This window comes from Pseudomonas sp. NPDC008258 (assembly GCF_042956345.1).
GTDB lineage: Bacteria > Pseudomonadota > Gammaproteobacteria > Pseudomonadales > Pseudomonadaceae > Aquipseudomonas.
This window is the reverse complement of record NZ_JBIBGE010000003.1, coordinates 176,662-199,668: the sequence shown is the minus strand read 5'-3', so window position 1 is coordinate 199,668 and position 23,007 is coordinate 176,662. Positions and strand designations below refer to the sequence as shown.

General features: G+C 63.1%; 19 protein-coding genes and 2 pseudogenes. 15 read left to right on the top strand and 6 right to left on the bottom strand.

All coding sequences use genetic code 11. The features are described from left to right. Positions 1 to 129: 129 nt before the first annotated feature. Positions 130 to 438, top strand: a complete 309-nt coding sequence (locus tag ACFY9W_RS03775; RefSeq protein ID WP_391126141.1) for a hypothetical protein — start codon at positions 130 to 132, stop codon at positions 436 to 438. Positions 439 to 690: 252 nt separating this feature from the next. On the opposite strand, the gene ACFY9W_RS03770 is transcribed toward ACFY9W_RS03775, so the two are convergent. From ACFY9W_RS03770 to ACFY9W_RS03760, 3 genes are all read right to left on the bottom strand, one after another. Beyond that, positions 691 to 912, bottom strand: coding sequence for a hypothetical protein (locus ACFY9W_RS03770; RefSeq protein ID WP_391125951.1), 222 nt, complete (start codon positions 910 to 912; stop codon positions 691 to 693). A gap of 90 nt (positions 913 to 1,002) precedes the next feature. Then, complete coding sequence (locus ACFY9W_RS03765; protein ID WP_391125948.1) at positions 1,003 to 1,821, bottom strand: phosphatase PAP2 family protein; 819 nt, start codon at positions 1,819 to 1,821, stop codon at positions 1,003 to 1,005. Between the two features lie 2 nt (positions 1,822 to 1,823). Next, positions 1,824 to 2,513, bottom strand: coding sequence for a histidine phosphatase family protein (locus ACFY9W_RS03760; protein WP_391125945.1), 690 nt, complete (start codon positions 2,511 to 2,513; stop codon positions 1,824 to 1,826). Positions 2,514 to 2,809: 296 nt separating this feature from the next. On the opposite strand from ACFY9W_RS03760, the gene ACFY9W_RS03755 reads away from it, so the two are divergent. From ACFY9W_RS03755 to ACFY9W_RS03735, 5 genes are all read left to right on the top strand, one after another. Continuing rightward, positions 2,810 to 3,829: a substrate-binding domain-containing protein gene (locus ACFY9W_RS03755; RefSeq protein ID WP_391125942.1), complete on the top strand. Its 1,020-nt coding sequence runs from the start codon at positions 2,810 to 2,812 to the stop codon at positions 3,827 to 3,829. A 67-nt stretch (positions 3,830 to 3,896) separates the two neighbouring features. After that, positions 3,897 to 4,676, top strand: a complete 780-nt coding sequence (locus tag ACFY9W_RS03750) for an AP endonuclease (protein WP_391125939.1) — start codon at positions 3,897 to 3,899, stop codon at positions 4,674 to 4,676. After that, a complete protein-coding gene (locus ACFY9W_RS03745) occupies positions 4,669 to 5,619 on the top strand; it encodes a PfkB family carbohydrate kinase (protein ID WP_391125936.1) in 951 nt (316 codons plus the stop codon). Before ACFY9W_RS03750 ends, ACFY9W_RS03745 begins: the two co-directional genes overlap by 8 nt. A gap of 56 nt (positions 5,620 to 5,675) precedes the next feature. Continuing rightward, a complete protein-coding gene (locus tag ACFY9W_RS03740; RefSeq protein WP_391125933.1) occupies positions 5,676 to 6,968 on the top strand; it encodes an MFS transporter in 1,293 nt (430 codons plus the stop codon). Positions 6,969 to 6,978: 10 nt separating this feature from the next. Next, the gene (locus ACFY9W_RS03735) at positions 6,979 to 7,953 is read left to right on the top strand and encodes an NAD(P)-dependent oxidoreductase (RefSeq protein ID WP_391125930.1); all 975 of its coding nucleotides are present in this window, start codon (positions 6,979 to 6,981) and stop codon (positions 7,951 to 7,953) included. Between the two features lie 34 nt (positions 7,954 to 7,987). On the opposite strand, the gene ACFY9W_RS03730 is transcribed toward ACFY9W_RS03735, so the two are convergent. After that, on the bottom strand, positions 7,988 to 10,504 hold the full coding sequence (locus ACFY9W_RS03730; protein WP_391125928.1) for an excinuclease ABC subunit A: 2,517 nt from the start codon (positions 10,502 to 10,504) through the stop codon (positions 7,988 to 7,990). A 154-nt stretch (positions 10,505 to 10,658) separates the two neighbouring features. Here ACFY9W_RS03730 and ACFY9W_RS03725 point away from each other — a divergent pair, with 154 nt between their 5' ends. The 5 genes from ACFY9W_RS03725 to ACFY9W_RS03705 all read left to right on the top strand — a co-directional run bounded on the left by ACFY9W_RS03725 (position 10,659) and on the right by ACFY9W_RS03705 (position 16,499). Beyond that, entirely contained in the window at positions 10,659 to 11,480 is an 822-nt protein-coding gene (locus ACFY9W_RS03725; RefSeq protein WP_391125925.1) for an RHS repeat-associated core domain-containing protein, read from the top strand. A 161-nt stretch (positions 11,481 to 11,641) separates the two neighbouring features. Further along, positions 11,642 to 12,817, top strand: coding sequence for an amidohydrolase (locus tag ACFY9W_RS03720; RefSeq protein WP_391125922.1), 1,176 nt, complete (start codon positions 11,642 to 11,644; stop codon positions 12,815 to 12,817). 81 nt (positions 12,818 to 12,898) lie between these two features. Next, positions 12,899 to 14,209 (top strand): MFS transporter, encoded by a 1,311-nt coding sequence (locus tag ACFY9W_RS03715; protein ID WP_391125919.1) that lies wholly within the window; start codon positions 12,899 to 12,901, stop codon positions 14,207 to 14,209. Then, positions 14,209 to 15,663 (top strand): amidase, encoded by a 1,455-nt coding sequence (locus ACFY9W_RS03710; RefSeq protein ID WP_391125916.1) that lies wholly within the window; start codon positions 14,209 to 14,211, stop codon positions 15,661 to 15,663. Before ACFY9W_RS03715 ends, ACFY9W_RS03710 begins: the two co-directional genes overlap by 1 nt. Positions 15,664 to 15,728: 65 nt before the next feature. Next, the gene (locus tag ACFY9W_RS03705) at positions 15,729 to 16,499 is read left to right on the top strand and encodes a helix-turn-helix domain-containing protein (RefSeq protein WP_391125914.1); all 771 of its coding nucleotides are present in this window, start codon (positions 15,729 to 15,731) and stop codon (positions 16,497 to 16,499) included. A 107-nt stretch (positions 16,500 to 16,606) separates the two neighbouring features. Here the strand turns inward: ACFY9W_RS03705 and ACFY9W_RS03700 are convergent, their stop codons facing one another. Continuing rightward, positions 16,607 to 17,479 carry a helix-turn-helix domain-containing protein gene (locus ACFY9W_RS03700; RefSeq protein WP_391125911.1) on the bottom strand — a complete coding sequence of 291 codons (873 nt, stop codon included), beginning with the start codon at positions 17,477 to 17,479 and terminating at the stop codon, positions 16,607 to 16,609. A 177-nt stretch (positions 17,480 to 17,656) separates the two neighbouring features. Here ACFY9W_RS03700 and ACFY9W_RS03695 point away from each other — a divergent pair, with 177 nt between their 5' ends. The 4 genes and pseudogenes from ACFY9W_RS03695 to ACFY9W_RS03680 form a co-directional block, all read left to right on the top strand. Further along, positions 17,657 to 18,484, top strand: coding sequence for an SDR family oxidoreductase (locus ACFY9W_RS03695; RefSeq protein WP_391125908.1), 828 nt, complete (start codon positions 17,657 to 17,659; stop codon positions 18,482 to 18,484). Continuing rightward, positions 18,481 to 20,200, top strand: a pseudogene (locus ACFY9W_RS03690) (FAD-dependent oxidoreductase). The gene ACFY9W_RS03695 and the pseudogene ACFY9W_RS03690 overlap by 4 nt, the downstream one beginning before the upstream one ends. Continuing rightward, positions 20,200 to 20,523 carry an NIPSNAP family protein gene (locus tag ACFY9W_RS03685; protein ID WP_391125905.1) on the top strand — a complete coding sequence of 108 codons (324 nt, stop codon included), beginning with the start codon at positions 20,200 to 20,202 and terminating at the stop codon, positions 20,521 to 20,523. The pseudogene ACFY9W_RS03690 and the gene ACFY9W_RS03685 overlap by 1 nt, the downstream one beginning before the upstream one ends. Positions 20,524 to 20,580: 57 nt before the next feature. Beyond that, a pseudogene (locus ACFY9W_RS03680) lies at positions 20,581 to 21,963 on the top strand (MFS transporter); the annotation flags it as partial. Here ACFY9W_RS03680 and ACFY9W_RS03675 read toward each other — a convergent pair. Next, positions 21,899 to 22,810 (bottom strand): LysR substrate-binding domain-containing protein, encoded by a 912-nt coding sequence (locus tag ACFY9W_RS03675; RefSeq protein WP_391125902.1) that lies wholly within the window; start codon positions 22,808 to 22,810, stop codon positions 21,899 to 21,901. The pseudogene ACFY9W_RS03680 and the gene ACFY9W_RS03675 sit on opposite strands and share 65 nt — an antisense overlap. Positions 22,811 to 23,007: the final 197 nt, after the last annotated feature.

Genomic DNA, 23,007 nt, shown 5'->3' with positions numbered 1-23,007 from the left:
CAAGAAGTGGCTGGTATCGCCGGAGGTGGCGTAAGCTACGCTTCTTTTTGCTTTTGCCAGCCCCGCCCGTAATAATCCGGGCATTTGGATGGAGTAAAGCGGGTGGAAGCAAGAAGCGTTGTTGCTGAAATGTTCATCGGGATCCCGACGCATTTCTGGGTGTTGCCAGTTGCCGGCCTGGTTGCTTTCTACGGCCTGAAATGGGCCGGCAAATACCCTCGTCGTGCCACCCTGCTGCAGGTGCTCACCTACCTGTTGTTGCTTGTTCTGGCGGTGCTGCCCAACGGCTTTTATGCCCTGTTTCCGCCTGCTCCGGCACCTGAGGTGCTGCTGAACAACGCGCCTTTGACCAATTACGAAGGCCTGTTCTATCTGGATGCGTTTTATGTGTTCAGTGGGTGGGCGCTGAGCAAAGTGGCAAAGCTCAAGTTCAGTTGATTCGTTGCCCAGTCCCTTGAGGTAAACAATGGAACAGAAATTGCTGATCCATTGAAAACCGTTGCATTTGGGGGATACGGCAATGCTTCCTGAAGACCTGTACGTCATGTTTTTCTTTGTTGCCAGCGTGTTGGCCCTGGATGTTGCGGCCCTCAGGCTTTACCGGGGCGCCAGGCCCTGAACCCCATGTTTGGGGGCGCTGAGCCGGGTCAAGGCATAAAAGCATTCGGATGGCCAAACCGCTCGGGTCGTTCATTTGCGAGCACCGTCAATATCGTCGATCCTGGCGGCGACAGAGCGTAGTTCATCGGCCACTACATCAATGGACTTGATATGCGCCGTGACATCGATTTCGCTCTGCGAGGTGCCACGGGCTTCCATGAACCTGGCGTGCCCGCTCATGGCCTGACTGAGTTGGTCCAGGTGGTCAGCTGTCCTGACCAGGTCTGACTTGATGCTATGAAGCGATTCCATGCTGGTAAAGGTCTTCCCTGATCGTCACGTCAACGGTGCTGAAAGCATCGCCGCAGGCCAGGGTGAAACGCAACCTTTTTGTGGCCGAAACTACAACAGCTGTGGAACAGCCGCACCAGCCGGGGCAGGGCTGTTTGCCGGTGCCTGCAGAGCACTACGGCCATAGAAGAACATTGCGGTTACCCAAGCGCTCAGCCACACGAAGATACCGGCCCAGAACGTGTGAGACATATAGTGCCAGCCCTGCAATACCCGGGTAGTACCGTACACGAACCCAACCAGCAGAATGGCCACCAGCAGTTTGCGGGCATGCACCCAGCGGTGGCGCAGTGCTACGAAATACAGGGCCAGCAAGGTGAAGCCGCTGGAAGCATGGCCACCTGGCCAGCAACGGCCATCGCCGGCCTTGCTCCACCAGGAGAAGTTTTCGAACCATTCCACCCGGGCTTGATGGCCACCGTACAGCGTGGTTTCTACCGGGCAGTACACACTGGTATGGCTTTTCAGGTAATGAATGACGGTGGTGCTCAGCGCGAACGCCACTACGACGAACAGCAGATCGCGGCGGTGCCGGGTGGTAAAGCGGAGCACCGGCGCGATGCGGGCTTTTTCCAGTAGCCGGGTAACGCCCAGTTGCGGGCGGTTTGCCAGGCGTGGCCAGATGAAGGACAGCAAGCTGCCGATGACCGCCAGCTCACCGGTCCAGTCCGGCAGTATCCGTGGCCACTTGTGGGTGACTTTTTCGAACCATTGATTGTGCAGTAGCGGGAACTGGCCGGTAGCAGGGTCAAGCAGCAGGTTGCTGATCCACCGGTCGAGTTCTGTGAGGTCGAATGCCACGAATACGATGGCCGCCAGCAATAATGGCAGCAGCAGGTTGTTACGGTAGAAGGTGGCGCGGCCGGGCATGTTCAGAGTTCCTTCGCATCAACAAGTTTGCGCCATTGGCTGGCATCCATCTGGCCCAGGAGCTTCGCTTTACCATCGCTACCCTGAGTGATGAACAGGGCGCTGGCATAGCTGTTGGAACGGGCACTGTCAGGTACTTCAAGCGCCTGTTCCAACTGCTCCATGCAGCCGCTGTGGCTGACCAGCACCAGGTTATGCCCGCTTCGCTTGTGGGCAAAAGCGTTCTTTGCAAACTGGCCGTCGCACTGGGCAAGCCAGTCTTGCGTGGCGATGGTGTTACCGAACATGGCTTGTGCCGTTTGCCGGGTGCGCACCTCCGGGCTGGCCCATACATCGGCTGCGCCCAGGCCCAGGTGTTGCAGGCCGACGCCTACATCGGAGGCCGTACGGCTGCCCGCAACGGTGATACCGGTGGGGTCGCCCAGGCAGGCACCGCGGGAGCGGTCGCAGCGTTCGGCATGACGCAGCACGACAATGACCGAACCTTTCGACCACTGGGCATGAAGCCCGCTGCGCTGGAGTTGTTGCGGATTGCCAAGATCGGGAAGCGCCGCGCGGGTGTGGGCCCAGGACGCCGTCACGGCCAGTGCCAGCAACACGCACAACACTGCGATCAGCACGCTGCGCGAAGGCAGGCGCAAGGCCTGGCTAGCCCTGAGGTTCGGGGATTTGACGATGACGCCTTGCAGCATGCTACCACTCCTGTCAGCTCGTTCTGTTGGCGAGCGCCGGCACTGTAGGCAGCGGGATGTGAGCAGAGAGTGACCTGAATGTGAAAAATGCCTTGGGCCTGCGTTTGCGGGCAAACGGGGCCTCACATTTTTTGTGCGTTTAAAAAATCATGTATATCAACAAGATGAAAGAGATATCTAATGTTGATAATCCAGTTATTGGACGTGCCATGACCAACAGCAGGTTGACGAACGGACTTTGTTTTGCTGTATTGAAACCGGTTTCATCGCTATCACAATAATCATAAGGACTGCCCATGACCGACGCGCCTGCCCATGCCCGCGAACGGGTCACCATCAGCGAAGTAGCGCGTGTCGCTGGCGTTTCCAAGGCCACCGTCTCCCGTTACATCGGTGGCGACCGTCAGTTGCTGGCTGATGCCACCGCCAAGCGCCTGGAAGAGGTGATCGAACGCCTCGGCTATCGCCCCAACCAGATGGCACGCGGGCTCAAACGTGGCCAGACGCGGCTGATCGGCATGCTGGTCGCGGATATCCTCAACCCCTATTCGGTGGCCGTGATGCATGGCGTGGAAACCGCTTGCCGTCAGCATGGCTACAGCCTGGTGGTGTGCAACACCGACCGTGACGACGAGCAGGAGCGCCAGCACCTGGTAGCCCTGCAGTCGTACAACGTTGAAGGCTTGATCGTGAACACGCTCGGTCACCACCCCGGAGAACTGCTCAACCTGCAACGCACTGTCCCCATGGTATTGGTCGACCGCCAGTTGCCCGAACTGAATGTGGATCTGGTTGGGCTGGACAATACCGACGCGGTCGAGCAGGCCCTGGACCACCTGCAGGCCCAGGGCTACCGCGATATCCTGGCAGTCACCGAACCCCTCGACGGCACCAGTTCGCGCCTTGAGCGGGTGCAGGCGTTTGGCGCGTCGGTCAGCCGTCGCGTCGGTATGCGCCAGCAAGTGCTGGAAACAAACGCCCGGCTACACGGCGAACTGGCTTCTTTCCTCTGCGCCAATGGCCATGGCCCGCAGGCGATCTTTACCTTCAACGGCGTCGCCACCCTGGCGGTGACCAAGGCACTGCACCAGGCGGGGCGCAACATGTTCGCGGACGTCGGGCTGATTGCCCTGGACGACCTCGACTGGTACCCCTTGGTCGGCAATGGCATTACTGCGCTGGCCCAGCCCACCGAACGTATCGGTGTGGCGGCTTTCGAAAGCCTGCTCGGTCGCTTGCGCGGTGATAGCGGGGCCGCGCGACGCATCGACTTCAAGGCCGACCTGATCATCCGAGGTTCAACCCACCCACGTTAATCAGTGGCAGGTAGCTGCATGCCTGCTGTTTTCTAAAAATGAAACCGGTTTCATAAGGACAAGAACAATGCACCCGAACCCCGTTTCCATCAGCCTTTCAAGTTACGGCGCCGACTTTGTGCGGCAACGTGGCCAGGAGCAATTCCTGGGCCTGCTGTCAGCCGCTGGCGTCAGCCGCGTGGAGTTGCGCGAAGAATTGTTCGCCAGCGCTCCAGACGCCGCTGCGCTGGGGGCGGTCATTGCTGCGCTAGGCCTGGAATGCCTGTATTCCACGCCCCTTGAGTTGTGGACCGAGCAAGGTACTCCCGACCCGTTGCTGCTGCACAAGCTGGAAATCGCCAGGGCGCTTGGCGCGGTCGCGCTGAAGGTTTCCCTGGGGCACTACGGCAAGCGCTGCGATGTAACGGCGTTGGCGGCGCTACTGCCCGCCGATGGCCCGCTGCTGTTGGTGGAGAATGACCAGACCGCTCAAGGTGGCAGGCTCCAGCCAATGCTGGGTTTCTTTCAGCGTGCCGAGGTACTCGGGTTACGCGTGGGCATGACCTTCGACATCGGTAACTGGCAGTGGCAGGGCGAGTCTGCTCGGCAAGCCGCAAGACAGCTTGGCCGCTGGGTGCGGTATGTGCACTGCAAGGCTGTGCAGCGGCGGGTTGATGGTCGCCTGGTCGCCGTACCCCCACAAGCGGCAGACCTCCAGGCGTGGTCGGCGATGATGACCGGGTTCGCCCCCGGCGTGGTGCGCGCCGTCGAGTACCCCTTGGCAGGTGACGACCTGCTGGCGCTGACCCGCACCCAGGTGCGCAGCCTGTCTGCACTGGGCGCAGGAGAGGGGGTGAGCCATGCATGAGCATGATGTGCTGTGTTTTGGCGAGACAATGGCCATGTTTGTCGCCGAGCAGGCCGGGGGCCTGGCCACTGTCAGCCAGTTCGGCAAACGCATCGCCGGCGCGGACAGCAACGTAGCCATTGGCCTCGCCCGGTTGGGCTTCAAGGTCCGCTGGTTGAGCCGGGTGGGTAACGACTCGTTGGGCCGCTTCGTGCTCGAAAGCTTGCGCCGCGAAGGCCTGGACTGCTCCGGCGTCGAAGTCGATGGCAATTACCCTACGGGTTTTCAGCTCAAATCCCGCAGCGATGATGGTAGCGACCCGGTGGTGGAGTACTTTCGCCGTGGTTCGGCGGCCAGCCAGCTGTCGCCCGCGCACATCCGCGCAGACTGGCTGCAAGCCCGCCACCTGCACGCCACCGGCATCCCGCTGGCGCTGTCGCAGGGGTGTCGCGCATTGTCGCATGCCCTGGTAGACGCCATGCGCGCCGCCGGGCACAGCATTTCCTTCGACCCAAACCTGCGCCCGTCCCTGTGGCCAGACCAAGCCAGCATGGTGCGCGAAATCAATGCCCTGGCGGCCAAGGCTGACTGGGTTTTGCCGGGCCTGGAGGAGGGCCGGTTGCTGACCGGTCAGCGTTCACCCGCGGACATCGCTGGCTTCTACCTCGACCAGGGCGTTGAGTTGGTGGTGATCAAACTGGGAGACGCGGGTGCCTATTTCCGTAGCTCCAAAGGCGAAGGGCAGGTGGCGCCGGTACCGGTCAGCCGTGTGGTGGACACTGTCGGTGCCGGTGATGCGTTTGCCGTGGGTGTACTAAGCGCGCTACTGGAGGGCCGTGCCGTGGCCGAAGCGGTAGCACGCGGCAACTGGTGCGGCAGCCGCGCCGTGCAGTCGCGTGGTGACATGGAAGGGCTGCCGCTGCGCCATGAACTGGAGGCCACTGACCTGCGCACGAGTGCGTGAACCCACCCCCGAAACACCTGTTGCCACAAAAACAACAAGCTCAGGAGAGTCAAACCATGCAAAGCCAAAGCCTGGCACCGCGCCGCTGGTGGTACATCATCCCGATTGTGTTCTTTACCTATAGCCTGGCGTACCTGGACCGCGCCAATTACGGTTTCGCCGCAGCGTCCGGCATGGCCGAAGACCTGCACATCACGCCCGTGCTGTCTTCGCTGCTGGGGGCGCTGTTCTTCCTCGGGTATTTCTTCTTCCAGGTGCCTGGCGCCATTTACGCCGAAAAGCGCAGTGTGAAGAAGCTGATCTTCGTTTGCCTGATCCTCTGGGGTGGCCTGGCCACGCTGACGGGCATGGTCAGCAACGTCTACATGCTGATCGGTATCCGCTTCCTGCTGGGGGTGGTCGAGGCCGCAGTCATGCCGGCGATGCTGGTGTACCTGTGCCACTGGTTCACCCGTGCCGAGCGCTCGCGCGCCAATACCTTCCTGATGCTGGGCAACCCGGTGACCATCCTGTGGATGTCGGTGGTTTCGGGCTACCTCATCAAGCATTACGACTGGCGCTGGATGTTCATCATTGAAGGCCTGCCCGCCGTGATCTGGGCGTTCTTCTGGTGGCGCCTGGTGGATGACCGCCCGGCCCAGGTCAGCTGGCTGAGCGAACAGGAAAAGCAAGCCCTTCAGCAGGCGCTGGCTGCCGAACAGCAGGGTATCAAACCGGTGAAGAATTACCGGGAGGCGTTCCGCTCGCCGCAGGTAATCATCCTGGCGCTGCAGTACTTCTGCTGGAGCATCGGCGTGTATGGCTTCGTGCTCTGGCTGCCTTCGATCCTCAAGCAGGCGGCCAACGTCGATATCGTGCAGGCCGGCTGGCTGGCTTCGGTGCCTTACCTGGCCGCAGTGCTGGCCATGGTGAGCGTGTCCTGGGCGTCCGACCGCCTGCAAAAGCGCAAGCGTTTCGTCTGGCCGCCGCTGCTGATCGCCGCCGTGGCGTTTTATGGCTCGTATGCGCTGGGCAGCGATCATTTCTGGCTGTCCTACGCGCTGCTGGTGGTGGCCGGCGCTTGCATGTACGCCCCCTATGGCCCGTTTTTCGCCATCGTGCCAGAGATCCTGCCGGCCAATGTCGCGGGCGGCGCCATGGCACTGATCAACAGCATGGGTGCGCTGGGCTCGTTTGGTGGTTCATGGCTGGTGGGCTACCTCAACGGCGCCACGGGCGGGCCGGGTGCCTCTTACCTGTTCATGTGCGGTGCGCTGCTGACAGCGGTGGTGCTTACCGCCGCACTCAATACTTCCCAGACGACTGGCCAGGCCAAGCGCGGCGGCTCGCGTTTTGCGATGAACCCTTAGGAACCCTGCAATGAAGAAACGAATCGTCTTGTACAAACGCTTGTCCGATGACCTGATGGCACGCTTGCGCGAGCAAGTCGAGGTGACGTGGGTGGACACTGCCCAGGCCGATGGGCTTGCCCGCCTGCGCGATGCCTTGCCAGGTGCACACGGGCTGCTGGGGGCCAGCCTGCGCCTGGACGCCAGCCTGCTCGATCTGGCGCCAACGCTGGAAGTGGTGGCCAGCGTGTCGGTAGGGGTGGACAACTACGACATCCCTGAACTCACACGGCGTGGCGTGATGCTGACCAACACGCCCGACGTGCTCACCGAGACCACCGCCGACACCGGTTTTGCCCTGATACTGGCCACCGCCAGGCGTGTAGTGGAGTTGGCAAACTGGGTACGCGACGGCCACTGGCAGGCCAACCTCGGCCCGGCGCATTTTGGCAGCGATGTGCATGGCAAGACGCTGGGGATAATCGGCATGGGCCGCATCGGCGAGGCGCTGGCCCGGCGTGCCGCCGCCGGGTTTGGCATGCGCGTGCTGTATCACAGCCAGCGTACCAAGCCTGACGTGGAGGCACGCTATGGCGCACGCCAGTGTAGCCTGGCTGGCCTGCTGCAACAGGCGGACTTTGTTTGCCTGACCGTGCCGTTGAATGCCGCAACCGAAGGCTTGATCGGCGCCCGGGAACTGGCATTGATGAAGCCTGAGGCGATCCTTGTGAACATTTCCCGTGGGCGCGTGGTAGATGAACCCGCACTGATCGAAGCGCTGCGCACCCGGCGCATCCGTGCGGCCGGCCTGGATGTGTTCGTGCAAGAGCCGTTATCGCAGACCTCGCCACTGCTGCAACTCGATAACGTAGTGGCAACGCCGCATATCGGTTCTGCCACTGAGGAAACCCGCCATGCCATGGCGCGTTGCGCCGTGGACAACCTGCTGGCCGCGTTGGCGGGAGAGCGGCCTGCACACCTTGTAAACGAGGTGCGTGGGCGCTGAGATCAATGGGCCGCCACGCGGCCCATTGACGGCTTTACAAGGCCTTGGCCAAAAACGCTGCGGTGCGGCTTTGCGCGCAGCCAGCCACCTCCCGGGGAGGGCCGCTGACCACCACCTTGCCCCCGGCATCCCCGGCCCCCGGGCCAATATCGATCACCCAGTCACTTTGCGCCACCACCCGCATGTCATGTTCGACCACCACCACGCTGTGCCCGGCATCGACCAGGCGGTTAAGCTGCACCAGCAGGCGGTCGATGTCTTGTGGGTGCAGGCCGTTGGTAGGTTCATCCAGCACATACAGCGTCACCCCGCGGGCCATGCGTTGCAATTCGGTGGCCAGCTTGATGCGCTGGGCCTCGCCGCCGGACAGCTCGGTGGCAGGCTGGCCCAGGCGCAGGTAGCCCAGGCCGATATCCTGCAGCACTTGCAGGCAGCGACGTGCCGCCGGCAGCTCGGCGAACACTTGCAGAGCATGGTCGACAGTCAATTGCAGTACTTGCGCAATGTTCATGCCCTGCCAGGTCACTGCCAGGGTTTGCGGGTTGTAGCGCGCACCATGGCAGGTCGGGCAGGGCGCATAGACGCTGGGCATGAACAGCAATTCGACGCTGACAAAGCCTTCACCCTCGCAGTTGGCGCAACGGCCCTTGGCCACGTTGAACGAAAAGCGCCCGGCATCGAAGCCTTGCGCCTTGGCCTGCTCGGTAGCGGCAAACAGCTTGCGCACAGTGTCGAACAGGCCGGTGTAGGTGGCCAGGTTGGAGCGGGGCGTGCGGCCGATCGGCTTCTGGTCGACCTGCACCAGGCGTTTTATGGTGCCCAGGCCAGCGCTGACCTGCCCGCTGCCGGCCTGTTCAGGCTCATCCTCCAGGCTCTGCTCTTCGGGCTCGCTGGGTTGCTCGGCATGGCCCAGGTGCGCACCTACCAGCTCAAGCAGCGCCTGGCTCACCAGGCTGGACTTGCCCGAACCGGAAATACCGGTCACGGCAGTGAAGCAGCCCAGCGGGAATTCTGCGCTGAGGTTAACGAGGTTGTTGCGGGTGATGCCTTCCAGCTTCAGCCAGTCCAGGGCCTGGCGTGGTGCACGCGTGGCCTGGGCCGTTGCAGCGAACAGGTAGGCGCGGGTGGACGAATGCTCGACCCCCGCCAGGCCTGCAGGTGGCCCGCTGTACAGAATGGTGCCGCCGTACTCACCGGCAGCAGGCCCCACATCCACCAGCCAGTCGGCGCGACGCATGGTGTCCAGGTCATGCTCAACCACATAGACCGAGTTGCCGGCGCGCTTCAACCGTTGCAGGGCTTCGAACAAGGCCTCGCTGTCGGCGGGGTGCAAGCCGGCCGAGGGCTCGTCGAGCACGTAGATCACACCGAAAAGCTGCGAATTCAGCTGGGTGGCCAGGCGCAAGCGTTGCAGCTCACCGGAGGACAGGGTCGGTGTGCTGCGCTCTAGCGCCAGGTAGCCCAGGCCCAGGTCAAGCAGGGTGTCGATGCGTTCCAGCAGCTCGTTGGCGATGCGCTGGGCGGCCAGGCGTTTTTCCAGGGTCAGCCCTTCCTGCTGTTGCTCCAGGTAGTCCGCTGCCGCTACGTTGCGCAATACCTCGGCCAATGCCTGCAGCGGCAGGTGCGACAGTTCAGCGATATCCAGCCCGGCAAAGGTTACCCCCAGTGCCTCGCGCTTAAGGCGTTTGCCCTGGCACATCGGGCAGGGGCTGGGGCGCATGAACCGGGACACGCGCTTGCGCATCTGTGCACTTTGCGAATGCATGAAGGTGTGCAGCACATAGCGGCGCGCGCCCATGAACGTGCCCTGGTAACTGGGCTCCTGCTTGCGCTTAAGGGCGGCGCGGGTCTGGGCCGGGGTCAGGCCGGCATACACAGGGGCGGTTGGGGTTTCTTCGGTGAACAGAATCCAGTCGCGTTGTGCCTGAGGCAAATCACGCCAGGGGATATCAACGTCATAGCCCAGCGTCACCAGGATGTCTCGCTGGTTCTGGCCCTGCCAGGCCATCGGCCATGACGCAACTGCACGTTCACGAATCGTCAGCGATGGGTCGGGGACCATGGTGGCTTCGGTCACTTCGTAAACCCGGCCCATGCCATGGCATTGCGGGCAGGCGCCTTGCGGTGTATTTGGCGAGAAGTCTTCGGCATGAAGCATCGCCTGGCCAGCCGGGTAGTGGCCGGCACGGGAATAGAGCATGCGAATGGAACTGGACAACGTGGTCACGCTGCCCACTGAGGAGCGCGCACTTGGGGTACCACGTTGTTGTTGCAAGGCCACCGCAGGCGGCAAGCCTTCGATGGCATCCACGTCCGGCACGCCAACCTGGTCGATCAGGCGTCGGGCATAGGGCGCCACCGATTCGAAATAGCGGCGCTGAGCCTCGGCGTACAGCGTTGAAAAGGCCAGCGAAGACTTGCCTGAGCCAGACACGCCTGTGAACACCACCAGTGCATCGCGAGGGATATCGACATCGATGTTCTTCAGGTTGTGCTCGCGGGCGCCGCGCACGCGGACGAAACCGGTCGGGGGCGTTTGGCGTGGGGGCATGGCGCGGTCCTTTGCAGTTGAACAGCGCGCCACGTTAACAGTAAAAACACAAGGCTTGCCGGGATATTGCGTGTGCCAGACAGATCTGAGAGTTAGCGCCGAGCACCGAGCGCGTTAGTTTGGCCGGGGAGTTAGCAATCACGGAAATCAAAGCATGCGAAGTTCACAACTCATGGCCCCGAATCGGCAATTGACAGCCCTGGCTTCTGGTCATTTGCCGCGTCGCCCCTACATGCCCTATGGCTATCAGCTTGCGCAAAAGGGATACCTGCTAGGCTTCGCCGCCGAGCCAGACGTGTCACTGCGTCACTGTTATCTGCTTGGCAATGGCAAGCGTGCCTACGGTACGGTACTGATGCGATTTCACAGCCCGGACACGCTCAGCCCTTTTGCGCGTGGCGGTATCAATGCCTACGCCTATTGCAAGGGCGACCCCGTGAACAACGTGGACCGGGATGGGCATTCGCCTACGCGTATTGTGAGCCAGGGGGCGGGGCTTGTGTGGGGGACGGTGGGCATGCTGTCTTCATTGAACAAGGCCTCCAGAACAATCGTCAAACGATCGGTTGCCAAGGCCAAGGGGTTGCCAGTGCCTGGCGAGTTCGATGCTGCAAGCCGAACCAACAATTCAATGATCTTCAATGGTGGTTTTGCCGCGACCCTGAGCAAAGTGCCTGGTGTGGCAATGGCATATGCGTTTCCGTCAGCTTCTTTGGCAAGTGAAGCACTCAACGTGGTGGCAATGGGAGGCGCGGCAGTCGCCGGGGTGGGCAAACTGAGACAGTTGTTCAGCGACATGAAATTGACGTTTCAGGAAGCCAGGCTCAACAGGCTCCCATTGAGAAAACTGGCACTGGAGTCAGTGAAAGAGGCTACCGGCTGGAACCGTATACGTGGCAGGGAGTCGGCCATCCTTGAGCCCATAGCAGAGCAAGTATTGCTGGTGCGTATAGCTGCCGGCAGTGTGACCCCGTAGCCAACGTGCATGGGTACTTTCGGTTCCACACGGTGAAACCACATTAGATTGTGCTTCCAGCCTGCTCGCGGTTACCTGTCACCAAGCACGACCTGCCTTACCCGTCGTGACCTCAAGGCGAACAACAAGAACGGGAAACCACCCGCGCGAGGAGACTCTGCATGTCCCGACATCAGCACATACGGGCCTGGCTGAACGAAGTAGCCAGCGACCTGCACGCTATCCGTCATGATATCCATGCCCACCCCGAACTGGGCTTTGAAGAAAGCCGCACCTCTGCATTGGTCGCCCGGCTGTTGGAGGAGTGGGGCTATGAGGTGCACACCGGCATCGGCAAGACCGGCGTGGTCGGCGTGCTGCGCAATGGCAGTAGTCCACGTCGCCTGGGTTTGCGCGCAGACATGGACGCGCTGCCCATCCACGAAGCGACTGGCGCCGCCTACAGCAGCCAGCACCAGGGTTGCATGCACGCCTGCGGCCATGACGGCCACACCACCATGCTGCTGGGCGCTGCCCGCTACCTGGCGGCAACCCGGCAGTTCGACGGCACGCTTACGCTGGTTTTCCAACCGGCCGAAGAGGGCCAGGGTGGCGCCGAGGCGATGCTGGCCGATGGGCTGCTGGAGCGTTTCCCCTGCGATGCACTGTTCGGTATGCACAACATGCCGGGGCTGCCGGCCGGGCACCTGGGCTTTCGCGAAGGGCCGATGATGGCTTCGCAGGACTTGCTCACCGTCACCCTCGACGGGGTTGGCGGGCATGGCTCGATGCCCCATCTGACCGTGGACCCGCTGGTGGCGGCGGCCAGTGTGGTGATGGCGCTTCAAACCGTGGTGGCGCGCAACATCGATGCGCAGGAGGCTGCCGTGGTTACGGTAGGCGCCTTGCAGGCTGGCGAAGCAGCCAACGTGATTCCGCAACAGGCGCTGCTGCGCCTGAGCCTGCGTGCGCTCGATGCCGAGGTGCGGGCGCAGACCCTGGAGCGGGTGCGGGCGATCATCGTCAGCCAGGCCGAAAGCTTTGGCTGCCGTGCCACCATCGAGCACCGCCCGGCCTACCCCGTGTTGGTCAACCATGCAGCGGAGAACGCCTTTGCAACCCAGGTAGGGGTGGAGTTGCTGGGTGCCGAAGCGGTGGATGGCAACACCCGCAAGCTGATGGGCAGCGAAGACTTTGCCTGGATGCTGCAACGCTGCCCGGGCGCCTACCTGTTCATCGGCAACGGCGTGGGGCGGCCGATGGTGCACAACCCGGCCTACGACTTCAACGACGACATCCTGCTGACAGGCGCCGCTTATTGGGGCGCGCTGACAGAGCGCTGGCTCGCGCCCGCCTGACCTTGCGTTTTTACCACTGCCGCTGGAACCCGGGCGCAACCGCGCCTGGGCGATCACCCAATCATCGTGTGGAGTGTTTCTATGCAGAGTTCGAGCACCGGCGTGTCGCGTACCCGGCAGGTTGTGGCTGCCGTCATTGGCAACGCCCTGGAGTGGTATGACTTTATCGTGTACGGCTTTCTGGCCAGCATCATCGCCCGACAGTTCTTCCCGTCCGACGACGAGTACGCCTCGCTGCTGATGGCCTTGGCCACCTTTGGCGTCGGCTTTTTCATGCGCCCGGTGGGCGGTGTGTTGCTGGGCATGTATTCCGACCGCAAAGGCCGCAAGGCGGCGATGCAGATGATCATCCGCCTGATGACCGTGTCCATCGCCATGATCGCTTTTGCTCCCGACTACCTGGCCATTGGCATGGCCGCGCCGATGCTGATCGTGGTGGCGCGCATGCTGCAGGGCTTTGCCACCGGTGGCGAGTACGCCAGTGCCACGGCATTTCTGGTGGAAAGCGCACCCGCGCACCGCAAGGGGCTGTATGGTTCGTGGCAACTGGTGGGGCAGTGCCTGGCGGTGTTTTCCGGAGCGGCGATGGTGGCCCTCGTTACACACCTGTGTTCGCCTGAGGCGCTGGACAGCTGGGGTTGGCGCATCCCGTTCGTGCTCGGCCTGCTGATCGGCCCGGTGGGGCTGTGGATCCGCAAGCACATGGAAGAGCCCGAGGAGTTCGTCGAGGCGCGCCGGCAGGCCAAGGGCCAGTCGCCCAGCCTGTGGCAGGTGCTGCGTGAGCATCGGCGCAGCGTGCTGGTGTCGATGGGGCTGGCCTGTGGTGCGACGGTGTCGTTCTATGTGGTGCTGGTGAACATGCCGACCTTCGCTCACAAGAATCTCGGTCTGCCGCTGGATCAGGTGCTGCTGATACAGATGTTCGCCGTCGGGCTGATGACGGTGGTCATTCCGTTGGCCGGCGCATTGTCTGACCGGGTGGGGCGTCGGCCGGTGCTGATGGCCTTCACTCTGGCGTTTTTCGTGATGGTCTATCCACTGTACATGTGGGTGGCTGCCGCGCCTTCGCTGGAACGCCTGCTGGTGATGCAACTGCTGCTGTGCACGGCCATTGGTGGCTTCTTCGGCCCGGCGCCTACTGCCCTGGCCGAGCAGTTCCCGGTCGAGGTGCGCTCTACCGGTGTGTCTGTGGCCTATAACGTGGCGGTGATGGTGTTCGGCGGCTTTGCCCCGTTGATCGTTACCTGGCTGAGCAAGGTACTCGGCACCCCTGTGGCACCGTCGTTCTACGTGCTGTTCGCCTGCTTGCTGACACTGCTCGGCACCTATTGCCTGAAAGAGGCCCCCCGAGCGGGCAAGCCTGCCGCTTTCAACCTTGGAGTAAAACCGTGATGCCCCTAGCCATCGACCCCATCGTTGCCCTCGATGCCGAGGCATTGTCCCAGGCCATCCATGCCCGGCAGGTATCGTGCCGGGAAGTGATGCAGGCCTACCTGGCGCATATCGAGCGCTACAACCCGCACGTTAACGCGCTGGTGTCATTGCGCCCGGCTGAGGCGCTGCTGGCCGAAGCTGATGAGCGTGACCGTGAACTGGCCCGTGGTCACTCGCGCGGCTGGATGCACGGCATGCCGCAGGCGATCAAGGACCTGGCGGCCACTGCCGGGCTGCGCACCACCCTGGGTTCGCCGCTGTTCGCCGAACAGGTGCCCGAGCATGACGCGATCAGCGTGGCGCGGGTGCGGGCGAGCGGGGCGCTGATTGTTGGCAAAAGCAACGTGCCCGAGTTCGGCCTTGGCTCGCAAACCTACAACACCCTGTTCGGCACCACTACCAATGCCTATGACCCACGACGCGTGGCCGGTGGCAGCAGTGGCGGCGCGGCGGCCGCGCTGGCCATGCGCCTGTTGCCGGTGGCTGACGGCAGCGACATGATGGGCTCGCTGCGCAACCCGGCGGCGTTCAACAATGTGTTCGGCCTGCGCCCGTCGCAGGGCCGCGTGCCTCATGGGCCTGCGCCCGAGCTGTACGTGCAGCAGTTGGCCACCGAAGGGCCGATGGGGCGTAGCGTGGTGGATGTGGCGCGGCTGTTGTCGACCCAGGCGGGTGTTGATGCGCGTGTACCGCTGTCGCTGAGCGAGGGCCGCCGCGATTTTGCCGCAGGGCTTGAGCGTGACTTGCGAGGCGTGCGGGTTGGCTGGCTGGGCGATTACAACGGCTACCTGCCGATGGATGACGGCGTGATGAGCTTGTGCGAATCAGCACTGGCCGATTTCGCCGAACTGGGTTGCCGGGTGGAGGCTTGCCAGCCGGCTTACGACCCGGCGCGCTTGTGGCAATGCTGGCTGACCCACCGCCACTTCCTGGTGCACGGCAACCTCGGTGCGGCCTATGCCGACCCGTCCAGGCGTGCATTGCTCAAACCTGAGGCACAGTGGGAAGTGGAAGGTGGCTTGCACCTGAGCGCCGCTGCGCTGTACCAGGCTTCGCTGGACCGCAGCGACTGGTACCGTGCCTTGGCCGACTTGTTCGAGCGTTACGACTACCTGCTGTTGCCGTCGGCCCAGGTGTTCCCTTTCGATGCAAAGCAGGCCTGGCCCACGGTGGTCGGGGGGCAGGCGATGGACACCTACCACCGCTGGATGGAAGTGGTGATCGGCCCGACCCTGGCCGGTCTGCCGAGCATCAGCATACCCATCGGCTTCAACAGTGCCGGGTTGCCCATGGGCCTGCAAATCATAGGCCCGGCCCAGGCCGACCACGCCGTGTTGCAACTGGCGTATGCCCATGAACAGCTCACCCGCTGGGTCGAGCGGCGCCCGCCAGCTTGCCTGCTGGCTTCATGAAGTCACTGGGCAGGCGCGGTTCTTGCTGGTTATGCTGACCATCCAGCTACAAGGAGGTCATACCCATGGGCATCACGGCAGACAGTGGCGGCGTGCGTTCGGTGGAGCGGGCGCTGGCCATCGTCGACCTGCTCGGCGAGCACCAGGCACTGGGCCTGGAAGAACTGCATTATCTGACTGGCCTGCCCAAGGCCACGGTGTCGCGCATGCTGGCCACCTTGCAGGAGCAGGGTTGGATCTACCGTGGCCTTAGCGACCGGCGTTATCGCCTGTGCGCGCGACGCCTGTTCGGTGACCGGCAGATGCGTTTCAAGCGGCGCCTGGTGGAAAGTGCTGCACCTATGCTGCTGGAGCTGAGCGAGCGCACCGGGTTGGTGGTGGACCTGTCGTGCTTCGACGGCGAGCGGCTGGAGGTAATGGAGAGCGCCATCCCCCAGGTGTTGCGCAAGCGCTACCCGCATACCTGCCAGATCGTCGGGCACCATGCCAGCCTGTTTCACTCGGCGATGGGCCGGGCATGCCTGGGAGAGTTGGCGGGGGATGAAGTGCAGCGTCTGGCGGCCCATCAGCGCCTGGGCGATGACACGCTGCTGCGTGATATCGAGGAAGATGCACACAAGGGCTTTGGCCAGCGAACCGAAGGGCACTGGGAATACCCGGTGCGCTTGCCGTTCCTGATTCGCGCCATTGCGCTGCCGGTGCATGCCGAAGGGCGCCTGGCCGGGAGTATTGCCTTGCACTGGCCGGTGGACCAGGCGCCTGTCGAGCAGGTGCTGAACCTGCACCTGACCAGCCTGGCCACCACCGTGGGCGATGTGCAGCGGGCCTTGGCCTGAATGCCCGCTTCCACAGGCTACGCGTGTTGCATGGGGTTGCACAGGACCTGTGGGAGCGGGCGAGCCCGCGAAGAGGCCGGTGCAGGCCACAACAAAGCATGCAGGTGTTACTGGCCCTCGCGAAACGCGCTAGGGCTCACCCCTGCCTGCTTGCGAAAAAACCGGCTGAAATACCCCACATCGACAAACCCCAGCTCATGGGCAATTTCCTTCACGCTCAGGCTCGAATGCCCGAGCATGCGCTTGGCCTCCAGTACCAGCCGGGCATTGATCACGTGCATCGGTGTCATGCCCAGATGTTCCTGGCACAACCGCCCCAGCGTGGCCAAGGTCATGCCCAGCTCGGCAGCGTAGTCGCCCAGAGGCCGATGGGTGCGGTAATGCATGTCTACCTGCTCACGAAACCCGGCCAGTTGTTGGCTGCGCCTGGATGGCGGGCGCTGTTCACCTTCAGCCGCCTGGGGTTCATGGCGCAGCACCTGGATCAGCAGCGTCAGTAGCAGTGCCATGCTGCTGGCCACATGTTCGCGGGCGCGGTTGTGGTACTCCTCGCGCAACGCATGGCATAGCGGCAGCAACGGGTCTTCGTCGGCGGCCCATGAGGGCAGGGCGATCACCTGGGGTTTGCGCACCTGGGGCAACAGCCCTGGTGCCAGCACCTGGGCGATGCTTTCCAGCGGGTGTTGAGTGGCGGTGATGACCTGGCCCTCGACGTGGCCGGCCCAATGGAAACCATGCACCACCTGCGCAGGTACATACACCACGCAAGGCGCCTGCACCTGCAGCCGGTCACTGTCGAACAGCACTTCACCCCCGCCGCTCTGCAGGTACAGCAGTTGTAGCAGGCCATCGTGACGGTGTGCGGCAATCTCCCAGTTGTGGGCGCCGGAGCGCTGGGAGATCTGCTCCACATGCAGGGCTTCGTGCCACACCGGTTGTGCGGTCTCGCCGTACAGGGCGTAGTTAGGGATCTTGTTCATGTTGTTGTAATTGTTCTGTTCGGTACCAGGCTACTGTGCCACAGCCGCCCGCAGGCTTCAGGTGGCAGAGGCAAAATTGTCGGGAATGTGGGGCTGGTTGCAGGTTTTGTCCATTCTGTCGGCGTGCCTGCCGGCCCTAGGCTGTGGCCCAGATGAAGCGACACTCTGGAGAGCAGCATGTACAACAACACTATTCCCTCTCAGTGGCTGGGCCTGGGCTCGACCGTATGTGTGGTAACCGGTGCAGCCGGTGGTATAGGGGCGGCCCTGGCAGCCGCCCTGGTCGAGCAGCAGGCCCATGTGGTGTTGCTGGACCGTGACCTGGACAAGTGCCGTGAATTGGCTGCCACCCTTGGCGAGCACAGTGTTGGCGAGGTCAGCGCCCTGGGCTGCGACATTGCCGACCCGGCCAGCGTGGAGCAGGCCGCTGCCCAGGTGCAGGCACTGCATGGGCGCTGCGATGTGCTGGTCAACAATGCCAGCGTGCTGCGGCCCGGCGCGCTGGATACCCTGAGCCTGGAGCAGTGGAACCAGGTGCTGGCGGTCAACCTCAGTGGCTACCTGCTGTGTGCCCAGGCCTTTGGCCGTTCGATGCTGGCGCGCGGTCAGGGCCGTATCGTGCACGTGGCCTCGATTGCCGCGCACTATCCGCAACCCAACAGCGGTGCCTACAGTGCGGCCAAGGCCGGGGTCAGCATGCTGTCGCGGCAGATTGCCGTTGAGTGGGGGCCAAACGGCGTGCGCAGCAACACCGTCTGCCCAGGGTTGATCCGCACGCCCTTGTCGGCGGCGTTCTATGCCGACCCGCAGGTCGAGCGCCAGCGCAGCGCCATGACCGCCAACCGGCGCATCGGCGAACCCCAGGACATCGTTGAAGCCGTGCTGTTCCTGGCCAGCCGGCGTGCCGACTACATCAACGGTGCGGAGTTGACGGTGGATGGCGGGCTCGAAAGCATGCCCATGGCGCTGATCCCGCGTCCAGGCTTCGAGGGGGTGCGCCCATGAACACGCGTAGCTGCGATGTGCTGGTGATCGGCGCTGGCGCCGGTGGCCTGGCCACGGCGATAACTGCCAAAAAGCACGGCCTTGATGTGATCGTCATCGAAAAGGATGACTGCTTTGGCGGCACTACGGCGTTTTCCGGCGGTGTGTTGTGGGTGCCTGGCAACAGGCATGGGGCCAACGACAGCCCTGAGGCTGTAGTAACCTACCTGCGTAACGAAGCGGGAGCCTGCTTTGACGCGAAGGGGGTCGAGGCGTTCTTGCGCTTCGGGCCGCAAATGGTGGACTTTTTCGAGCGGGAGACCGCTGTCAAGTTTGTGCCCACCCTGTACCCCGACTATCACCCACAACAAGAGGGCGGTGTCGATGTCGGCCGCTCGATACTGGCCGCACCTTACGACATTCGTGGCTTGGGGCCAGACATGGCCCGCCTGCGTCCGCCACTGAAAACCATCACCTTCATCGGCATGATGTTCAACTCGTCAAATGCCGACCTCAAGCATTTCTTCAACGTTACCCGCTCGCTGACTTCGTTCGTGTACGTGGCCAAGCGCCTGCTCACCCACCTGAAGGAGCTGGCCCTGTACCGCCGTGGCACCCAGGTCACCAGCGGCAATGCCCTGGCGGCCAGGCTGGTGCGTTCGGCGCTGGACCTGGGCATCCCGATTCTGACCGGCACACCTGCGCGCCAGTTGTTGCGCGAAGGCGGGCGGGTGGTGGGCGCACTGGCAGGGCAAGCCGACAGCGAACTGCGCATTCAGGCCCGGCGCGCTGTGGTGCTGGCCTGTGGCGGCTTCTCCCATGACCTGCAACGAGTCCGTCAGGCCTACCCGCACGTGCGTCGTGGCGGTGAGCATTTTTCACCCGTGCCTGCGGGGAATACCGGCGATGGCGCACGCATGGCTGAGGCGCTGGGTGCCAAGGTGGATATCCGCCTGCAGGCACCTGCGGCCTGGATGCCAGTGTCGAAGGTGCCGGTGGGCAGCGGGCGCCATATGGCCTTTCCGCATTTGCTCGACCGTTACAAACCGGGCGTGATCGGGGTGCTTCGTTCAGGCCGGCGTTTTACCAACGAGTCGAATTCCTACCATGACGTGGGCGCAGCGTTGATCGAGGCCTGCGCCGGGCAAGCGGAAACAGCCATGTGGCTGGTGTGCGACCGCCGCACCCTGGCCAAGTACGGCCTGGGTTTCGCCAAGCCTGCGCCCATGCCGATGGGGCCGCTGTTGCGTAATGGCTACTTGCTAAAGGGCAAGACCCTGGCCGAACTTGCAGGCAAGGCAGGGATCGATGCGCAAGGGCTGGAGCAAACCGTGCGCGAGTACAACCTTGGGGCCGAACAGGGTGAGGACCGCCAGTTTGGCCGCGGCACGACCAGCTTCAATCGCTACCTGGCCGACCCGCAGCAACGGCCCAACCCGTGTGTGGCGCCAGTGGGCGAGGGACCGTATTTTGCCGTGAAGGTCATCATGGGCGACCTGGGCACGTTCGACGGGTTGCGCACCAGCGTGGTCGGCGAAGTGCTGGCCGCCGACGGGCAGCCCATCGAGGGGCTGTATGCGGTGGGTAACGACCGCGCCAGCATCATGGGCGGCAACTACCCGGGGGGTAGGTATCACCTTGGGGCCGATCATGACCTTTGGCTACATCACCGGGTGCCACTTGGCAGGTGTCGAGCTGGGGCTTGCGGCTGCGGGCAATGCACGGGAGGTGGCCTGATGGACAAGGCCGTGGTCGATCACCGCATCTATACCATCCGCCCGCGCTGCATGGCGGCCTTTCTCGAAGCCTTCGACCAGTTGGCAATGCCCATCCTGCTGCGTCACCTCGGTGCGCCGCTGGCGTTCTACACCAGCAGCATCGGGCCGCTGAACCAGGTGGTGCACTTGTGGGGATATGACAGCCTCGATGACTTTGAAAAGCGCAGCGCGGCACGGGATGCCGACCCGGACTTTGCCGCTTACCTGCACGCTACCCGGGATCTGGTGGTGGCGCAGGAGACACGGATCATACGACCCGTACGTTTGCGCAGCCTGGGTTGAAACGCCCAGGCACGCATTGCACTGCACCTTCATAACAACAAAAACAGGTGATACCCCATGACCAACACGCTCGACGTGCGCCAACTGATAGACCAGCAACCCATCGGCCGCTACCAGAAATGGGTCGTGTTCCTCGGTTTTCTGATCATTGCCCTGGATGGCCTGGACGTTGCCATCATCGGTTTCATAGCCCCACAACTGAAAAGCGACTGGGGCCTGGGTGCGCAAAGCCTGGGGCCGGTATTGAGCGCAGCGCTGATCGGCCTGGCCCTCGGTGCCCTGATCGCCGGCCCACTGGCAGACCGCTACGGGCGCAAGGTGGTTTTGCTGTGCAGCGTGCTGTTGTTTGGCATCTGGACCTTGGCCTCGGCCTTTTCCCCAAACCTGGAAACCCTGGTTGCGCTGCGTTTTCTCACCGGCCTGGGCCTGGGTGCTGCCATGCCCAATGCCAGTACGCTGGTCAGCGAATACGCGCCGGCCCGTAGCCGCTCGTTACTGATCACCCTGGCTTTTTGTGGGTTCTCCCTCGGCGCAGCCCTGGGTGGCTTCGTCAGCGCCTGGATGATCCCCAACCTGGGCTGGCGTAGTGTGCTGGTGCTGGGTGGGGTACTGCCGCTGATGACCTTGCCGTTGCTGTACTGGCGCTTGCCGGAATCGGTGACATTCCTGGTCAGCAAAGGCGCAGACCGGCAGCGCATACTGGCCATTGTTCGCCGCCTGGCACCCGAGCAGGTCAACGCCGACAGCGCCTTCGCCATGCCCGCCAACCCGCAGGCCGCAGGTGGTTCCATCGGCACCATCCTGTCACCGCGTTACCGCTTCGGCACGTTGATGCTGTGGGCGGGCTATGTGCTGGCGTTGTTCCTGGTCTACCTGTTCAGCGGCTGGCTGCCGACGCTGGTGAAGGAGGGGGGTGGTTTCTCGGTGGCTGAAGCGGCCATTGTCACCGCCTGCTTCCAGATTGGCGGGCCGGTGGGCGCAATCAGCGTAGGCTGGGCCATGGACCGTTACCGGGCGCAACGTGTATTGGTCCTGACTTTCCTGTTCAGTGGCGCGGTAATTTTCGCTATTGGCCAGGTGAACGGGGACTTTGCCTGGTTGTGTGCAACTGCATGGGCCGTGGGGTTTGGCCTGAACGGGGCCAGTGTGGGCATGAACGCATTGGCGGCGGGCTTTTACCCGACCGAGGCACGGGCGACCGGCGCCAGCTGGATGAGCGGCATCGGCCGGCTGGGGGCGATTCTAAGCGCGTTTGCCGGGGCGCAGATGCTGGCACTGGGCTGGAGCTTTACGCAGGTTTTTGCCTCGCTGCTGCTGCCGGCCGGGCTTGCAGCCTTGGCCGTGTGGCTGCAAGGTTGGCAGGCCGCACGGCAGCTTAGCGCTCCAGGCTGTACATCCGGCACTCTGCCAGCAGCGCCAGCAGGTTCGGCTCCCGCTCCCGCGCTTTCAGAAACACCACGCCAATATGCTGCTGCAAGCGATATTGCGGCTTCAAGGCAATCAACCTGACGCGGTTTTCATACACCGCCGCGATGCGCCCGGGCAGCAGGGCAAAGCCCACGCCCGAGCTGACCATGCTCAGCAGGGTGAAGATGTCGTTCACCTGCATGGCCACTTTCGGTTCGAAGCCGGCTTGCTGGAATACCCGTGCGCCATCGCGGTGGGTGGCAAAACCCTGGGTCAGGGTGATGAAGGTGGAGTCGGCCAGGTCGGCCAGGTCCACCTCGGCTTGCCCGGCGAAGGGCGAGTCAGTGGGGACCGCGAGAAAGATGTCGTCGGAAAATAACGGCAGCTGCTCGCAAGCCGGGTCGCTGGCGCTTTCATCGAGTGAAACCAGAATGGCCTCCAACTCGTGGTTTTTCAGGCGCTGCAGCAGGTCGACGTTGGAGCCCAGAGTGAGGTCGATGTTCAGCTCGCTACGGCGCAGTTTCAGGCCCATGACCAGTTTGGGCACGGTTTTTACCGTTAGCGAATAGAGCGCACCCAAGCGGAAGCGCTCGGCATAGAACCCGGCGGCTTCGCGGGTGTGGCGCACCATCTGCTCGGCGTCCTGGATCAGTTGCCGGGCTTTCTTCTCCAGCACGTAGGCGCTTTCCAGCGGGATCAGCTGGCGGCCTTCGTGCTTGAACAGTGGGCAGCGCAGGGCACTCTCCAGCGAGTGGATGGCGCGGTGCACGCTGACGGCGCTGGTGGACAGTTCGACGGCCGCACGACTGAGGTTGCCGGTGCGCATGAAGGCAAGGAAGGTTTCCAGCTTCTTGAGGGTCAGTTCTTCGTCGATGAGCATGGGGGCCTTGGGTGCATGGCTTGGAGGTTGTAGGGGCATTGAGATCGAGCGCCGCCCGCGCGGCGCATCGCGAGCAAGCTCGCTCCTACATTTGTTTCGGGCCAGTAACGCCTGTGCGAGGCGCGCACGACCGCCTTGTTCGTTCGACGCAATATCGAGTCATGCGCCAAAGCGTTCGCGCGCAAATCCCACAGGAA